Raw genomic sequence first — 15,930 nt, 5'->3', positions numbered from 1 at the left:
GGAGTTATTCAGAGACTCCCTTGAACCTGTAGTCACTATAGCTTTTTTAATGGAGGCGTGGGATAGCAGGAAGAGGTAGCCGAGATGAACGAACAGCAGCAACAGGCCTTTGAGCAGGCGATGAGCAGAGCCCGGCAGCTTTGCCAACAGGGGCGTTGGGGAGAGGCGTTCCCGTGGCTGGAGCGAGCGCATATCCTTGGCCAGCGCAGCACCATGGCACATGTGACCACTCACTGTTGGATGTTCAGGGTTGGCTGGCACCGGCGAGACTGGTCTGAAGTACGGGGCCAGTTGTTGCGCATTCCGGCGGCCCTGTTGATGTCCCGTTTGTGGGTACCGGTGGGAAATACTGGCGGTGCCAACGTGAATCCACTGAAACCCTTGCCCCTGCCGGAGAACCTGAAAATGATCATGGAGAAACGCTGATGCATGGACATCATCACGGCCATCATCATGGTGATGATGAGGGTAAGGCGATTGGTTTGGCCTTCTGGCTGAACTTCACGTTTACCATCATCGAGTTTGTGGGCGGCCTGATGGTCAACTCGGTGGCGATCCTGTCCGACGCCGTGCATGACTTGGGTGATACCCTGGCGATCGGCATGGGCTGGGTGCTGGGCAAGACCAGTAAACGCAAGGCGGACGCCCGTTTCAGTTACGGTTACCAGCGTTTGTCAGTGCTGGCGGCGGTGATCAACGCCGTGGTGCTGATCGTGGGCTCGGTGTTCATCATCAGTGAGGCAGTGCCGCGGCTTTGGGCTCCGGAAATGCCTGATGCCACCGGGATGTTTGGGCTGGCGGTACTGGGTGTGGTGGTGAATGGGCTGGGCGCCTGGCGGCTGTTACGGCAATCCTCCATGAACGCCAGCATGATCCGCTGGCACTTGCTGGAAGATGTGCTGGGCTGGGTGGCAGTACTGATCGTGTCACTGGTGCTGATGGTCTGGGAAGTGCCGATTCTGGACCCGATCCTGTCCATCGGCTTTACCCTGTTTATCCTTTTCAATGTGGCACGCAACTTGTGGGCGTCACTGAAGGTGTTCCTGCAGGCTGTGCCTGCGGATGTGGATGTGCAGCAGCTGGTGTCCCAGCTGTGTGAGCCGGAGCAGGTAAACGGGGTGCATCATGTTCATGTCTGGAGTCTGGATGGTGAGCAGCATGTATTCAGTGCCCATGTGGAGTTGAAGGGCTCTCTGGATGTGGAGCAGGTACAGACATTGAAACAGCAGTTTCGGGCGCTGGTGCTGGATTTCGGGTTTGCCCACTCCACTATCGAGGTGGAATGGCCGGGGGAGTCCTGCCGGCATGAGGATGTCGACGGCTGAGCGTGCGCGGGGTAGGCTGTGGGGCCGATCGTGAGTTTCAAGTTGCAAGCTTCAAGATTCAAGGCGCGGATGAAGCCTTGCTATGCTTCAAGGTCGTAACCGCGCCCTCTTCTTCGGTCGCGGGAAGAAAGAACCTGAGCCGTGACAGCCTGGCTTCGCGTTGCTTCTTGCAACTTGAAACTTGCCACTGATCCCGGTTTTCGCCAGCAGGCTGGCACCTACAAAAGATATCAGGCAGTAATGGATTTCAAACAGGAAGACCTTAAAGCACTGGTGGAACGCACCATGCCTTTCGGTAAATATCAGGGGCGCGTGTTGATCGATGTGCCCGAAGAATATTTGTTGTGGTTTGCTGACAAAGGCTTTCCGAAAGGGGAGCTGGGCAGGCTGATGGCTCTGGCCCTGATGCTGAAAATGGATGGCACGGAAAAGCTGCTCGATCCACTCAGGGCCAAGTAAACCAAGGAGAAACTGATGTCACGCCTTCAACCCCTTGCTGATGTCGTCTGGCATGTATCTGTGCCTCATACCTTTGTGGGTTTGCATGTGGGAACTCGCATGACGGTGGTGAAATTGTCTTCCGGTGGACTGCTGCTGCATTCACCAATACCGGTGGATGATGCACTGGCGGCAGAGTTGGCCGGGCTCGGGGAGGTAAAACATATTGTTTGTCCGAACCTGTTCCATCATGTGTTCGCTGCTCAAGTGAAGGCCCGTTATCCTCAGGCCCTTTTGCATGGTCCCGCCAAGCTGGCGAAAAAGCGCAAGGACCTGAGCTTCGATGCGATGCTTTCGGAAACGCCGCACCCGGATTGGGGAAGTGACTTTGAGTTGGTGTTCATTGAAGGCTCCATGCTCAATGAAACCGTTTTCTTCCACTGTGCCAGTCGCACCCTTATCGCCGCGGACCTGATCGAGAATTTCCACCAGTGTGATCATGGCTTTACCCGCTGGTACCTGAAAATGGGCGGGTTGTGGCAGAAGCCGGGTTGGCACCCGATCCTGCGACTGGTCTACCTGAATCGCCGCAAGGCTCGTGCGAGCGTGACTCGTATTCTTGACTGGCCTGTCGAGAATCTCAGTCTGGCCCACGGCGATGTGATTACCGGTAATGCCCGTAATCAGCTCTACCTTGGGTTGAAGTGGTTGTTGTAGCTACAAGCTACAACAACTGGATAGGGTTGGTCGAAAAGTTCCTGCCTGGCCGCCTTATTCTCATCAATGCAGGCCTCGTTGCAGCACGCAGTGAAAAGGGGATTCGTGTGGTTCAGACATCCCCTCGTGTTGCCGCTTGAAGCTTGTAGCTTGCCCCCCCCTCCACATTTCTTGCACCTTTCTTCGCTATCTTCACTGCCATTATTCATGGTGTGTGTGGACAGTTCATGGCTACCTGGATTCGCCGTTACCCGAAAACGGCTGGTGTTTTACTGATTATGCTGCTCCTGATGCTGGTAACTGGCTGGCGCTGGGGGATGGCGTCTTCCCCGCAGATCCAGTGGCAAACCGTCACGGTGGAACGGGGGGATGTGGAAGAGCTGGTGACCGCGCTGGGGACGTTGGAGCCCAGCGACTATGTGGATGTAGGGGCTCAGGTGTCCGGGCAGTTAACCCGTTTGCATGTGGCGGTGGGTGACCGGGTTGAGGAAGGCCAGCTATTGGCAGAGATTGATGCCTCGGTCCAGCAAAGCAAGGTGGATGCGGGTTTGGCGGAACTGGAATCCTTGCGTGCCCAACGGGATCAGCGCAAGGCCGAACTGGAACTGGCCCGGCTCCAGTTCCAGCGCCAGCAGCGCCTCCACGATGCCAGGGCGACCAGCGAAGATGCGTTCCAGAGTGCGCGCTCTGCACTGGCGGTGACGCAGGCGCAGATCAAGGTACTGGACGCACAGGTGCGTCAGAAGCAGGCCGCCATTGCCGGTGACCAGACCAGTCTGGGTTACGCCAGGATCTATGCGCCACGCACGGGGACGGTGGTCAGCATTGAGGCCCGGGAAGGACAGACGCTGAATGCCAACCAAACCACGCCGACTTTGATGCGCATTGCGGACCTTTCGGTGATGACGGTCTCTACCCAGGTCTCGGAAGCGGATGTGGATCGGCTGCAAAAGGGGATGTCGGTGTATTTCAACACACTGGGCAACAGCAAGTTGCGCTATGACAGCGCTCTGCGGCAGGTGTTGCCCACTCCGGAAGTGGTCAACAATGTGGTGCTGTATACCGCCGAGTTTGATATCGCCAATACCGAACAACGGTTGATGTCGGGGATGACAGCCCAGGTATTTTTCGTGGTGCAGTCCGCCCGCGATGTACTCAATCTGCCGGTGGCGGCGGTGAAACAGGCTGGCCGGGAACAGTGGCAGGTCCAGATTCTGGACAGCCGAGGCAAGGTGCAGCAGCAGAGCGTCAAGGCGGGCATCAGCAACCGGGTACGGATCGCCATTCTGGAGGGCTTGGCTGAAGGCGATAGTGTCATTGTCGGCCAGTCTTCCGCAGCTTCTGCCGCGGATGGTGAGCAACGTCGTTCGCGTGGTCCGAGACTGTTCTGATGGCCTTGATCGAGCTGCGCAACATTCGCAAACGCTACCTTACCGGCGAGCAGCAGGTGGAAGTGCTGCATGGTATTGATCTGGATATCGAGGCCGGTGAGTTTCTTGCCATCATGGGCAGTTCCGGTTCCGGTAAATCTACCTTGATGCACATTCTGGGTTGTCTGGATCAGCCCAGTGACGGCAGTTACCGGTTTGCCGGCAAGTCGGTGACCGGCATGGATCACGAACAGCTGGCCTGGCTACGCCGCGAAATGTTCGGCTTTGTTTTCCAGAGCTATCACCTGATTGGAACCGCCAGTGCCTGGGAGAACGTGGCGCTGCCGGCTATCTATGCGGGTATGCCTCGTGAAGAACGTAAGCATCGTGCAGAGACATTATTGGCTGGGTTGGGGCTGCAGGAGCGCCTTGAGAATCGTCCCAATCAGTTGTCCGGCGGGCAACAGCAGCGGGTGTCCATTGCCAGGGCATTGATGAATGGCGGCAAGGTCATCCTGGCTGATGAGCCCACCGGCGCGTTGGACAGCGCCAGCGGTGAGGCGGTGATGGCGCAGTTGCAGCAACTGGCAGAGCAGGGGCATACGGTCATTGTGATTACCCACGATGCCAAAGTCGCCGCCCATGCGGACAGGGTGGTGGAAATTCATGATGGCAATCTGATTGGCGATGTTCGTCACCGCAATCACCTTGCCGAGCGTGCCCATGCCAATGTTGAACCGCCTGTAGAGCGAGCCCTGCCGGATCTGGGCGAGGTGCGTGAGTCGGTGGTGATGGCCTTGCGTTCCCTGCGCGCCAACTGGATGCGCACCGTACTGACATTGCTGGGTATTGTGATCGGCGTGGGGGCAGTAGTGGTGATGCTCGCCATCGGTGAGGGGGCCAAGCAGGAGGTGGTCGACAGGATCAATGAACGGGGCTCTAACTTGTTGGTGATTCGCCCGGACCGGGGGCAGCAGCGCGTGGCAGATGGGGTGATCGCCACCCTGGTGCCGGAGGATGCAGAAGCGCTGAAAAAACTCCCCAATATCCTTCTGGCTGTGCCGGAGATTTCCGGTAGCGTGACCGCGCGGGCCAACGGCAAGGATATTTCCACCAGCGTTCAGGCGGTGAGCGCGGATTTTCCCCGGTTGCGTGACTGGCGGTTGGAGGCGGGCATATTTTTCGATGATCAGGATCTGACCCGCTATGCTCCGGTAGCGGTGATTGGCCAGACCGTGAAGCGATCACTGTTCCGGAATAGCGACCCACTGGGGCAATTTGTGTTGCTAAACAGCATCCCCTTTCAGGTTATCGGTGTAATGAGCGAACAGGGCGCATCGGGCCGCGGAGATGATCAGGACGATGTGGTGATTCTGCCGCTGACCACCGGAACCCTTCGATTATTCGGGCAGAACTATCTTCGCTCCATCACCCTGGCGGTAGATGACATAACGCAAATTGACGCGACAGAAAAGGCGGCAGTGCAGCTGCTCAGCCAGCGGCATGGCAAGGAAGATGTAAGGGTGTTCAATATGGCATCACTGCTCGACATGGTATCGGAAACCCAGAACACCCTGACCATGCTGCTCGGTTCCATTGCTGGAATTTCGCTCCTGGTCGGCGGCATTGGGGTGATGAATATCATGCTCGTCAGCGTGACTGAACGGGTTCATGAGATCGGCATTCGCATGGCAACGGGTGCGCGCCGTCGGAATATTCTCCAGCAGTTTCTTACCGAGTCTGTGGTGGTGTCTGCATTGGGTGGCGTAGTGGGTGTTCTGGCCGGCGTGTTGATTGGGCTGCTGCTGGCGCAGCTGGGAATGGCCATCATATTTTCTGTGCCGGTCATGGTGGCGTCATTTGTGTGTGCGGCGGGAATTGGTCTGTTGTTCGGCTTTGCACCTGCGCTAAAAGCCGCGCGCCTGAACCCGGTGGAGGCACTCAGTAATGATTAAAAGAGCCTCAGCATTGCTGCTGACAATTGCCCTGCTTTCCGGTTGCGCTATTCAGTCTGGGCTGGAGGCGCCCGAACAGACGATGCCTCAACAGTGGCTTAACCAGCAAAGTGCCAGTGAGGCCATGGTGGAGCACCCCCTATGGTGGCAGCAGTTCGAAAGTCAGGAGCTCAATCAGTTGGTAGAGAAAGCCCTGGCGGCCAATACGGATCTGCAGGTGGCGGCAGCTCGGGTGGAGCAAGCCGATGCCCAGCTGGCCCTGGCAGGTTCCGCCTTGTTTCCGGCATTGGGAATGAATGCCGGAGGTAGCCGTAGTGGTACGGTAGGTGAAAACGGTAGCAGTGATACTTTCAGTGCTTCTCTCAATGCGAGCTATGAACTGGATCTGTGGGGACAAATTCGCAACAGCCGTGATGCGGCACGAGCCTCCTTGCTGGCCAGCCGCTTCAACCGCGATACCGTGCAGCTCACTGTGATTGCCAGCGTGGTGAATACTTATCTGCAGGTGCGTTACCTGCAAGACAATCTGGCGCTGGCGGAAGAAAATCTGCAGCTGGCACAGCAGGTGCTGGCGGTGGTGCAGGTCAAGTTGGAAAACGGCGCAGTCTCACCGCAGGATCTGGCTCAGCAGAAAACCGTCGTGGCCAATGCCCAGGCGCAGTTGCCGTCGCTCCAGCATCAGCTGCGTCAGAGTCGTTATGCGCTGGCCGTCCTGACGGGTGAAATTCCACAAACCTTTACGGTGGGTGGCGGCGCGCTGGAGACGTTGAATCTGCCCACCATCCAGGCCGGGCTGCCGGATCAGGTGTTGGCTCAGCGTCCCGATTTGGCTAGGGCGCAGGCGGTGCTAATGGCTGCTGATTATTCCGTTGCAGCAGCGCGTGCGGACTACTGGCCCTCGATTACCCTGACCGGCAGCGGCGGCTACGCCAGCACGGCCTTGTCATCCCTGTTCAGCGGCGATGCCATTTACAGCCTGGGAGTGTCGCTGGCGCAGACCTTGTTTGATGGCGGGGCCCGAGGGGCGCGTGCGGATCAGGCCAGAGCGGTATGGGATGAGCAGGTGGCAGGCTACACGGGTAGCTTGCTGGTGGCTTTGCAGGAAGTGGAACAGTCACTTAGCAATGTGCAGGCGCTGGCAGATCAACAGCAATTTCGCGCGGAAGCCTATGCCCAGGCCGATGAGGCCTATCGGGTAGCTCAGGTGCGGTATCAGGAAGGAGAAACCGAGCTCACGGACGTGCTCAGTGCGCAGAGCAGCTTCAATAACGCGCGTCAGAATAGTCTGGATCTGATTTATAACCAGTATCTGTCCCGCGTTACCCTCTATCGGGTGCTGGGCCAGGGCGGTAACGAAGTGAAAGGAGCGAGAGACGAGTAGCGAGTTCCGAAACTCGCGCGTTGCTCCATTCCCCCTGGCCAGCCACAATGCCCGTAAACCCGAAATCGGCAGCCCAATGCTCCCCCTCGTTTATCACCCTGATTACAGCTTCCCGTTCCCCGGCGAACACCGCTTCCCCATGGAGAAGTTTTCGTTGCTGCATCGACACCTGCGCTTGCTGGGTATCGCCCACCGAGACAATGAATTTCGACCGGGCAGGGCACGGGCATCACTGCTGGGGACGGTGCACTGCCCGGATTATGTGAGCGCTATTATCAGCGGAACACTGGATCAGAAGGCCTTGCGGCGGATGGGGTTACCCTGGAGCGAGGGACTGATCCGGCGTACCTGTATCGCACCCATGGGGACGTTTCTGACCGCACAGCTGGCGCTCAAACATGGGCTTGCTTGTCATCTAGCGGGTGGCACCCATCATGCCCACTATGATTTCGGTTCCGGTTTCTGCATTTTCAATGATCTGGCCTTTGCTGCGAAGCAGCTGCTAGTCAGCGGTGCAGTGCAAAAAATCCTGATCTTTGATTGTGACGTACATCAGGGTGATGGCACGGCTGCCGTGCTGGAAAATGAACCCCGCGTCTTTACCTGCTCCATCCACTGCGAGAAAAATTTCCCGGTACGTAAGGCTGTCAGTGATCTGGATGTGGGATTGCCGTTGGGTATGACCGACGGGGATTACCTGGACACGGTGTTCGAGACGCTTGCGTCCCTGCTTGAGCAGGAGAAGCCGGATCTGGTGTTCTATGATGCTGGCGTTGATATCTACCAGCATGACCCCCTTGGCCGGTTGGCCATTTCCCTGCAAGGGATCGCCGACCGGGATCGCGGCGTGATACAGCGCTGCCGCGATCAAGGCATACCGGTGGCCACGGTGATTGGCGGTGGCTACGATGATGACAGACAGGCGCTGGCCCGCCGTCACGCGCTGGTGATTGAGGAAGCGGCTAGAATAGCAACAGTCGCGAGTTGCAAGTAACGAGTTTCGAAAAGCAATACCTGTGAACGCCCGACTTCGACCCAGGGTTTTGATCTTCGAAACTCGTTACTCGAAACTTGTCATTAGTCACTCACATGCGCGCGATGCAACGATAAACGTTGGCGAAAACGCGTAAACCAAGATGTCGGCACAAAGGTTATATTCAGGAGATACCATGACCAAAGCCCTGTTGATCATGGCCCACGGCAGCCGCAGTGAAACGGCCAATGATGAATTTCGTGCCCTGGTAGAAAAAGTGGCGGAATCTGCCCATGCCCTAGGGCAGGAATATGCTGCAGTGATTCCCTGTTTTCTGGAGCTTGCCCACCCTTCACTGATTGAAGCGATTCAGCAGCTGGAGCATCAGCCGGTAGAGAGCGTTCAGCTTTATCCTCTGTTCTTTAACAAGGGAAAGCATGTCGGAAAGGATATTCCTTCCCAGATTGAAGAGGCGAGGGAGCGCTTTCCTGAGCTGCATCTGGAGCAGCTGGATTATTTCGGTAATGCACCGGGGTTGGCGGATCTGGTGCTGACTCACCTTTCGATATTCTGAATCAAGACGGCGAGAAGGGTCATGAAAATAATAGTCTTGGCTATTCTGCTCACCGCTTTGATTATCGCAGCAGGTGCCATGGGTATGGCATGGGAGCACAATCCTCAATGTGAATATCACTGTGAGGACGTCGTTTATTGGCCAAACCTGTTTTTGGTTGGAGGTATCTGGTTTCTGATCGTATCAGTCACCATGCTGTTCATTTTATTGCCGCCTTATTGGCTGCTTAACAGGAAAAAGGCTCACAAGAGAATCCAAAAATAAAGAAGGGGGGAGCAGTGTGATGAAGCCGTATCTTGCGTCCACGACCTGCATCGATTGGAAGCATCCTGCCGTTCAGGATAAAGCCCGACAGTTGGCGCTCGGAATCGATGGAGACAAAGACATTGCCCGGCACTGTTTCGAATTTGTTCGTGATGAGATCAGTCACAGCTGGGACGCCCGCCAGAATCCGGTCACCTGTACTGCCTCTCAGGTGCTGGAGCATGGAACCGGGTATTGTTATGCCAAGAGCCATCTGCTTGCCGCACTGCTACGCGCAAACGGGATTCCGGCAGGGCTTTGCTATCAACGTCTCACTATCACCGATGAACCTCCTTATTGCCTGCATGGTTTGAATGCGATCTATCTTCAGGAATATGGTTGGTATCGCGTTGATCCAAGAGGTAACAAGAAGGGTGTGAATGCGCTGTTCTTGCCGCCCCATGAAAAGCTGGCCTTCTCCACTGTCGGGAAGGGGGAGGCGGATCTTCCGGAAATTTGGGCTGAACCTTTGCCACAGATTGTAAGGTTGCTGGAATCTGCAACCACATTTCAAGAGGTGGCGGACAACCTGCCTGATGTGGCCCTGGTATCGCAGCTTGCGGAGGCTGCCTCCAAGCAACCCTTGCCGCCGCCAATTGATGCGCGTTTGAGAAAGAAGTCTTTGGCCAGGCTCAAGATAGGGAAATGGGTAAGAGGGGGGCTTCAGCGCTTGCATCTGCTGCCGCCAGCCATGGAGATGGTTTCCAACAACCCTTTTCAGTGGCGTCTGTACCGAAAAGGAGATGTGTATTTCTTTGAAGCCGATTGTCAATATGGGGGAGTGGCCAAAATCACCCTTGACGAAGATCAGGTGCGCTCCTATCAACAGTTTGGGGAGGCGTACCTCGAGCAGCTTCGAAGGGAGCTCGATGTGCCGTTTCCCTGTGAGTGAGGAGGAGGTCCCGCTACGCTTGAGAGAGTCCAGAAGGTCGGGCTGGTTGTGGGCGAGGGACAGTTAAGAGCAGCCCCTCTTGCCATGGCAAAAGGGGCCTTCTTTCTAGCCTTTTATCGCTTTCTGCATGAAGGGGGGCAGAACCAGAGCGCCTTTATGAATGGCGGCGCAATAGTACTGAGTATCAAACCCTTTGCCTGCCGCATCCGCTTCGCGGAACTCGCCCACATTAATGTTCTTGCCTGCCATGGTGCAGCTCCACCAGCCACTTGGGTAGACCGGCTGCGGGAAGGGCAGGGTCTGGGTGCTGGAGAACCCGGCTTCACGCATGTTGGCGTGCAGATCCTTGATGATGGTGTCACTGTGCAGCAGCGGTGATTCAGACTGTTGCACAATGATGCCGCCCTCGGCCAGCACGCGATGGCAGTCACGGAAAAAGTCTGCCTTGAACAGACCTTCCGCCGGGCCCACCGGATCCGTGGAGTCAACAATGATTACGTCCACGCTGCCGTCTTCACAGTCACGCATGTACTGCACGCCGTCCTCGAACAGCAGTTCGGCACGGGGATCGTCATTGGATTCGCATAGCTCCGGGAAATATTTCTCTGAGTAGCGGGTTACCATCTCATCGATGTCGATCTGGGTGGCCTTTTCCACGCCTGGATGACGTAGCACTTCACGCAGGGTGCCGCAATCGCCGCCGCCGATAATGACGACGCGCTTGGGGTTGGCGTGGCTGAACAGCACCGGATGCGACATCATCTCGTGATAGAGGAAGTTGTCACGGGTGGTGAGCATGGTGGCGCCATCGATGGTCATCAGATAGCCGAAGCTGTCGGTTTCCCACATTTCGATGTGCTGATACTCGGTCTGTACCTCTTCCAGCTTCTGCTTGAGACGCAGGCCGAAGGCGGTGCCAGCGGTGTCAAAGTGCTCGTAAAACCAGTTGTCTTGGGTGCTGCTCATGGGCCTTTCCAGTGGATGGGAGCGTGGTTGCCCCCTGGGTGGTTAATAGTCGCGATTGTAAGACCTCTGCCCCCCCTGTCAAAGGTTGAATCCAGGTCCTAAAAAGGGATGCGACGGATGGCGGCAGACAGGCATAATGGCGGCCATGAGCGCGCCACTGTGGTGCGTGTTGCATGTCAGCGTTAACAGGACAGGTAATGACCGATTCAAGCTCCGTACCGGCTAGCGATATCTACAATGTGGATCGCTGGGGAGACAGCTATTTCCGCATTGATCAGAGCGGCGAGTTGTGTGTGCGACCCAATGGCGAGCAGGGCGGTGAGGCCACTCTGGAAGCCGTGCTGGAAGCCTGCCGGGCGGCCGGATTGCGGGCGCCGGTACTGGCGCGTTTTTCCGGGATTCTGCGCCAGCGGGTAAAGCAGCTGGCCGGGGCCTTCCGCGAAGCGATCGATGGTCAGGGGTATCAGGGGCAGTACACGCCGGTTTATCCCATCAAGGTAAACCAGCAGCGCCGGGTGGTGCATGAAATCATTCGTGCCCGAGAAGACGGTGAGCGCATCGGCCTTGAGGCTGGCTCCAAGCCAGAGCTGCTGGCCGTGCTGGCATTGTCCAATCCCGGTGACACCATCGTTTGCAATGGCTACAAGGATGCGGAATACCTGCGTCTGGCGTTGATGGGCGAGAAGCTCGGCTGCCACGTTCATATCGTGGTGGAGAAGATGTCCGAACTGCCCGCCTTGCTGAGCATTGCGGATGAGCTTGGGGTATCCCCGCGCATTGGGCTGCGCGTGCGGCTGATGAGCATCAGCAAGGGCAACTGGCAAAATACCGGTGGTGAAAAGTCCAAGTTCGGGCTTAGTGCGCCACAGTTGATGAGCGCTATTGAGCACTGCCGTCAGGCGGGACGGCTGGATTGCGTGAAGCTGCTGCACTTCCATCTCGGTTCCCAGGTGGCGAATATTCAGGACATCAAGGCCGGCATGCGAGAGGCGGCCCGTTACTACGCCGAGATGCGTGCGCTGGGCGCGGCGGTGGAAACTGTGGATGTGGGCGGTGGTCTGGGCGTGGATTATGAGGGCACCCATTCGCGTTCCTACTGTTCCATGAACTATGGAGTGGCGGACTACGCCCGCCATATCGTGCAGACCCTGCAGCAACAGTGTCAGCAACGCGGTCTGCCTGAACCCAACATCATTTCCGAATCCGGCCGGGCGCTGACTGCGCACCATGCGGTGCTGCTGGTGAATATCACCGATCAGGAATCTCTTGCGCCGGTGAGCGTGGCCACCCCGACGGAGAACGACGCTGCCGAGCTGCATCAGCTGTGGGATTTGCAGCAGCAGTTGCAGGGTGAGGCGGGCAACCTGCTGGAGCGTTTCCCTGAAGTGGTGGGCGCCTGGCAGGACATTCACCAGCGTTATCTGGCCGGTGATCTGGGGCTGGATACCCGCGCCCGTGGCGAGCAGCTCTATACCAACTGCCTGCTGGCTCTGCGCGGCCGCCTGAATCCGTTGCGCAAACAACAGCGCGAGCTGCTGGATAACCTCAATGAGACCCTGGCCGACAAACTGTTCGTGAATTTCTCTGTGTTTCAGTCAGTGCCGGATGTGTGGGGTATCAATCAGGTCTTCCCTGTGCTGCCACTGTCCGGCCTCAATCAGCCGGTCACCCGCCGTGCGGTGTTGCAGGACATCACCTGTGATTCCGATGGCCGTATCGACCAGTTTGTGGATGGTGAAGGGGTGGAATCGTCCCTGCCATTACCGGACGAGATCAACGGTCACCTGGGGATCTTCATGGTGGGGGCTTACCAGGAAATCCTCGGTGACATGCACAACCTGTTCGGCGATACCGACTCGGTGGATGTGGATGTGACAGAAGAGGGTCGAATCGTGCTCGACCATGCGATCCAGGGTGACACGGTCAGCTCGGTGCTGCGCTACGTGAACTATGATCCGGAGCGGCTGCTGGAGACCCTGGAGCAGAATTGTCGCCAGGCCCATCTGAGCGCCGAAGAGCAGGATGGCTTCATCGAACTGGTACGGGAAGGGCTGGCAGGGTATACCTATCTGGAATAGTGAGTTGCAAGTTTCAAGTTGAAAGTTGCAACGCGAAAAATGTTCACCTGGTTCTTATGCGCAGTGCCCGCGCCCAGCGACAAGCGCGGGCACTGCCTATGCAGCAAGATGATGCTTAATCCGCGTTGCGACTTGAAACTTTCAACTTGCAACTGATTTTCAGCCAGCAAGGAGAGCAATATGCGTTATGGACTCTGTGCCAGCAGTGATATTCCCCAGGGTAAGAGCAAGGCCATGCAGGCCGGTGATACCAAACTGGTGGTGTACCATCTGAGTGACGGTTTTTATGCCACCCAGGCCCGATGTAGCCACATGTTTGCCTCGCTAGGCAAAGGCAAAATTGTGGATGACAAGTGCGTTCAATGCCCGCTGCATCGCGCCCGTTTCGACATCCGTACAGGCGATGTGAGCGAATGGGCCAATTTCCCTCCCGGCGTGCAGCTGCTTAATGTGGTCCGTGGTGAGAAAAAACTGGATACCTGGCCAGTGAGCGAAGAGAACGGCCAGTTGTTCGTGGAGATCTGATGGCAGTCAGTGAAGAAAAGCAGCGCGCAGCGCTGGCGCGGCTGGAGAAATTCAGCCGCTTTACCGATAGCAGTATCGGCATTCCCTTTACCAAGTTTCGTTTCGGTGCTGAAGCCTTGATCGGGTTGATACCTGGCTTTGGGGATCTGGCAGGTCTGCTGTTGGCCAGCTATGTACTGGTTGAGGCGCAGCGGGCGGGGGCCAGCAGCAAGGTCAAGTTACGCATGGTGCGTAATATGCTGATCGATTTTCTGGGTGGCCTTCTGCCGGTAGTTGGCGATGCCTTTGATGCTATCTACAAAGCCAACACCCGCAATACAGAATTGTTGAAGCGGTACCTGGAAGAGCAACTGGAAATTGAGCCGCCACCGAAATCCTTCCCCTGGTGGACCCTTATCTGGCTGTCGATCTTTTTTGCCATTATTACCGGTGGGCTGACGTTAATTCTTTGATCCTGTGTCGCGCCACAAAGAATACCGCGTGCTCAGAGAAACCCGCATGAGCTTGTCTCATAAAGGAAGTCAGTTCGAGTGACGGGTCGCGAGTTTCGAAAGGCAAAACCAGAAAGCGATAGGGGTTGAAGATTTTCGCAACTCGTACTCGCTTCGCTCCTGCAGTTGACCCCGGTTTTGCCTTTTAGCTATTAACTATTCACTGTTAACTATTAATTGTCTTTTCTAGTGCATTGCTTGGCTGAGGCGGGACAGGTAGTGCTGGAAATTCGTCCTCAGTGGCTCTTCCAATAATTCGCTTTTCTCCAGCCGTTGTTGCAGCCAGCTGCCTTGATGATCGTTGTGATGCCATTGTTGGTAGCAGAAGACCTGAAGCAAAAACTGTTGCAGGAAGACCGGTTTTTCCAGGTCGCTTTCATTGGCCAGCGCGATACGGGGATAGAGTTCGTGCAGTTTGCGGGCAAAGGCGCCGGAGCCGGTGGCAATGTTGTTGCCATGTTCATCGTGCAGTGGTGTGGTCAGGTGTCCGCAGCTGGGTGAGCGAGCCTTGAGTACAAACCCGCAAAGAGGGTCGCCCATACGTTCCGCTACTTGCTCCAGAGCCTCAGTATAATCCATGTTGGTATCTGCAACGCCGAGAACCCGTTGCTGGCCGTCAAGCTGTACCACTTGAATGGGGGGGCGGGGAATGGGCAGGCCAATGCTGACTTCGGGGCAGGTTTCACGAAAGCGCATCAGCGGGGCAAGTTGATGCATCACGATCCCATTGTGTTTGTGATCGCCGTCGTACCGCACCTTCTGCCCGGTGAGGCAGGCACTCACCCCAATGACCGGTTTTTGCCAATCCTGCTGCGGCACTGAAAAGCCCATTTTTTCCAGTAGATCCGTTAGCATGGGGGCTCCCATTTTCATTTTTCCCTCTGAAGGACGTGATCATGCAAGGTGTCTTTCTCGATTCGGAAACCGTTAACCCCGATGAGCTGGACTTCAGCACATTACAGGCCTTGATGTCCTGGACCTTCTACCCCTTTACGGATCCGGCGCAGCGTGTTGAGCGTTTACAGCATGCGGAGGTGGTGATCACCAACAAGGTGCTGCTGGATGCGGCAACGCTGGCGGCCTGTCCGTCCCTCAAGCTTATCTGTATTTGTGCCACCGGTACCAATAATGTGGACCTGAATGCGGCCCGGGAGCAAGGCATCACGGTGTGCAACGTTTCGGGCTATGCCCGTGCGGCAGTAGCGCAGCATAGCTTGATGTTGATGCTCACCCTGGCGACACACTGCCTGCAATATGACCAGGCCGTGAAGCGGGGTGACTGGAGTGATGGTCGACAGTTCTGCTTGCTTGATTATCCGATCATGGAGCTGGCCGGGAAAACGCTGGGTATCATTGGTTATGGGGATCTAGGCCGGGAAACGGCCAGACTTGCGGAAGCTTTCGGCATGAAGATCGCTGTCGCCCAGTCGTTCAGCGGCCGCAGCCATGAAGGTCGCGTACCCTTGAGTGAGTTACTGTTGCAATCTGACGTGGTGAGTCTCCACTGTCCGCTGACGCCGCAAACTGAAAAACTGGTTGATGCCGCGTTCCTGTCACAGATGAAGCCGGGTGCCCTGTTGATCAACACATCCCGAGGTGGTCTGGTGGATGAGCAGGCACTGGCCGATGCCCTGCGCAGTGGGCAGCTCGGTGGTGCCGGTCTGGATGTGCTGAGCAGTGAACCTCCTCGCCGCGATCATGTCCTGCTGAGCGCAGACATCCCCAACCTGATCATTACCCCGCACAATGCCTGGGGCACTCGGGAGTGTCGGCAGCGGCTGCTGGATGGGGTGGTGAGTAATATCGAGAACTGGCAGGCGGGAACGGCGACGAATGTGGTGAATTAAAAAATAGTTTCGAGTAACGAGTTTCGAGTTGCAAAAGTCAAAATCCACCAGGCTGGGTCGATGGGTGGTTTCATGTTTTCGCTTTTCGAAACTCG

The 15,930-nt window shown here is 56.6% G+C and carries 17 protein-coding genes; 15 read left to right on the top strand and 2 right to left on the bottom strand.

Going from position 1 to position 15,930, the window contains the following annotated elements; genetic code table 11:
- Positions 1-84: 84 nt before the first annotated feature.
- From Y5S_RS16320 to Y5S_RS20140, 11 genes are all read left to right on the top strand, one after another.
- On the top strand, positions 85-426 hold the full coding sequence (locus tag Y5S_RS16320) for a DUF3703 domain-containing protein (protein ID WP_035234532.1): 342 nt from the start codon (positions 85-87) through the stop codon (positions 424-426).
- Positions 426-1,325 carry a cation diffusion facilitator family transporter gene (locus Y5S_RS16315; RefSeq protein ID WP_035234531.1) on the top strand — a complete coding sequence of 300 codons (900 nt, stop codon included), beginning with the start codon at positions 426-428 and terminating at the stop codon, positions 1,323-1,325. The genes Y5S_RS16320 and Y5S_RS16315 overlap by 1 nt, the downstream gene beginning before the upstream one ends.
- Before the next feature lie 240 nt (positions 1,326-1,565).
- Positions 1,566-1,784 carry a DUF3820 family protein gene (locus Y5S_RS16310; RefSeq protein WP_035234549.1) on the top strand — a complete coding sequence of 73 codons (219 nt, stop codon included), beginning with the start codon at positions 1,566-1,568 and terminating at the stop codon, positions 1,782-1,784.
- Between the two features lie 15 nt (positions 1,785-1,799).
- A complete protein-coding gene (locus Y5S_RS16305) occupies positions 1,800-2,480 on the top strand; it encodes a DUF4336 domain-containing protein (RefSeq protein ID WP_035234530.1) in 681 nt (226 codons plus the stop codon).
- A 227-nt stretch (positions 2,481-2,707) separates the two neighbouring features.
- Positions 2,708-3,871, top strand: a complete 1,164-nt coding sequence (locus Y5S_RS16300) for an efflux RND transporter periplasmic adaptor subunit (RefSeq protein WP_035234528.1) — start codon at positions 2,708-2,710, stop codon at positions 3,869-3,871.
- The gene (locus Y5S_RS16295; RefSeq protein ID WP_035234525.1) at positions 3,871-5,805 is read left to right on the top strand and encodes a MacB family efflux pump subunit; all 1,935 of its coding nucleotides are present in this window, start codon (positions 3,871-3,873) and stop codon (positions 5,803-5,805) included. Before Y5S_RS16300 ends, Y5S_RS16295 begins: the two co-directional genes overlap by 1 nt.
- On the top strand, positions 5,798-7,186 hold the full coding sequence (locus Y5S_RS16290; RefSeq protein ID WP_035234524.1) for an efflux transporter outer membrane subunit: 1,389 nt from the start codon (positions 5,798-5,800) through the stop codon (positions 7,184-7,186). Before Y5S_RS16295 ends, Y5S_RS16290 begins: the two co-directional genes overlap by 8 nt.
- A 76-nt stretch (positions 7,187-7,262) precedes the next feature.
- Entirely contained in the window at positions 7,263-8,180 is a 918-nt protein-coding gene (locus Y5S_RS16285) for a histone deacetylase family protein (RefSeq protein WP_035234523.1), read from the top strand.
- A 175-nt stretch (positions 8,181-8,355) separates the two neighbouring features.
- Positions 8,356-8,733, top strand: a complete 378-nt coding sequence (locus Y5S_RS16280) for a sirohydrochlorin chelatase (RefSeq protein WP_035234522.1) — start codon at positions 8,356-8,358, stop codon at positions 8,731-8,733.
- A gap of 21 nt (positions 8,734-8,754) precedes the next feature.
- A complete protein-coding gene (locus Y5S_RS16275; protein ID WP_035234520.1) occupies positions 8,755-8,997 on the top strand; it encodes a hypothetical protein in 243 nt (80 codons plus the stop codon).
- A 19-nt stretch (positions 8,998-9,016) separates the two neighbouring features.
- Entirely contained in the window at positions 9,017-9,928 is a 912-nt protein-coding gene (locus Y5S_RS20140; RefSeq protein ID WP_065130337.1) for a transglutaminase-like domain-containing protein, read from the top strand.
- Positions 9,929-10,033: 105 nt separating this feature from the next.
- On the opposite strand, the gene speE is transcribed toward Y5S_RS20140, so the two are convergent.
- Positions 10,034-10,894: a polyamine aminopropyltransferase gene (gene speE, locus Y5S_RS16265; protein WP_035234518.1), complete on the bottom strand. Its 861-nt coding sequence runs from the start codon at positions 10,892-10,894 to the stop codon at positions 10,034-10,036.
- Positions 10,895-11,091: 197 nt separating this feature from the next.
- On the opposite strand from speE, the gene speA reads away from it, so the two are divergent.
- From speA to Y5S_RS16250, 3 genes are all read left to right on the top strand, one after another.
- Positions 11,092-12,972 carry a biosynthetic arginine decarboxylase gene (speA, locus tag Y5S_RS16260; protein WP_035234516.1) on the top strand — a complete coding sequence of 627 codons (1,881 nt, stop codon included), beginning with the start codon at positions 11,092-11,094 and terminating at the stop codon, positions 12,970-12,972.
- Positions 12,973-13,152: 180 nt separating this feature from the next.
- Positions 13,153-13,497 carry a Rieske (2Fe-2S) protein gene (locus tag Y5S_RS16255; protein WP_035234515.1) on the top strand — a complete coding sequence of 115 codons (345 nt, stop codon included), beginning with the start codon at positions 13,153-13,155 and terminating at the stop codon, positions 13,495-13,497.
- Positions 13,497-13,949, top strand: a complete 453-nt coding sequence (locus Y5S_RS16250; RefSeq protein WP_035234514.1) for a DUF4112 domain-containing protein — start codon at positions 13,497-13,499, stop codon at positions 13,947-13,949. Before Y5S_RS16255 ends, Y5S_RS16250 begins: the two co-directional genes overlap by 1 nt.
- 225 nt (positions 13,950-14,174) lie before the next feature.
- Here the strand turns inward: Y5S_RS16250 and Y5S_RS16245 are convergent, their stop codons facing one another.
- Entirely contained in the window at positions 14,175-14,843 is a 669-nt protein-coding gene (locus Y5S_RS16245) for a DUF523 domain-containing protein (RefSeq protein ID WP_035234547.1), read from the bottom strand.
- Positions 14,844-14,884: 41 nt separating this feature from the next.
- Between Y5S_RS16245 and Y5S_RS16240 the strand changes: the two genes are divergently transcribed.
- Positions 14,885-15,835, top strand: a complete 951-nt coding sequence (locus Y5S_RS16240) for a 2-hydroxyacid dehydrogenase (RefSeq protein WP_035234513.1) — start codon at positions 14,885-14,887, stop codon at positions 15,833-15,835.
- The last annotated feature ends 95 nt before the right edge of the window (positions 15,836-15,930 follow it).

The organism is Alcanivorax nanhaiticus (genome assembly GCF_000756665.1).
Taxonomy (GTDB): domain Bacteria; phylum Pseudomonadota; class Gammaproteobacteria; order Pseudomonadales; family Alcanivoracaceae; genus Alcanivorax; species Alcanivorax nanhaiticus.
This window is presented reverse-complemented; position numbering and strand designations above follow the sequence as displayed.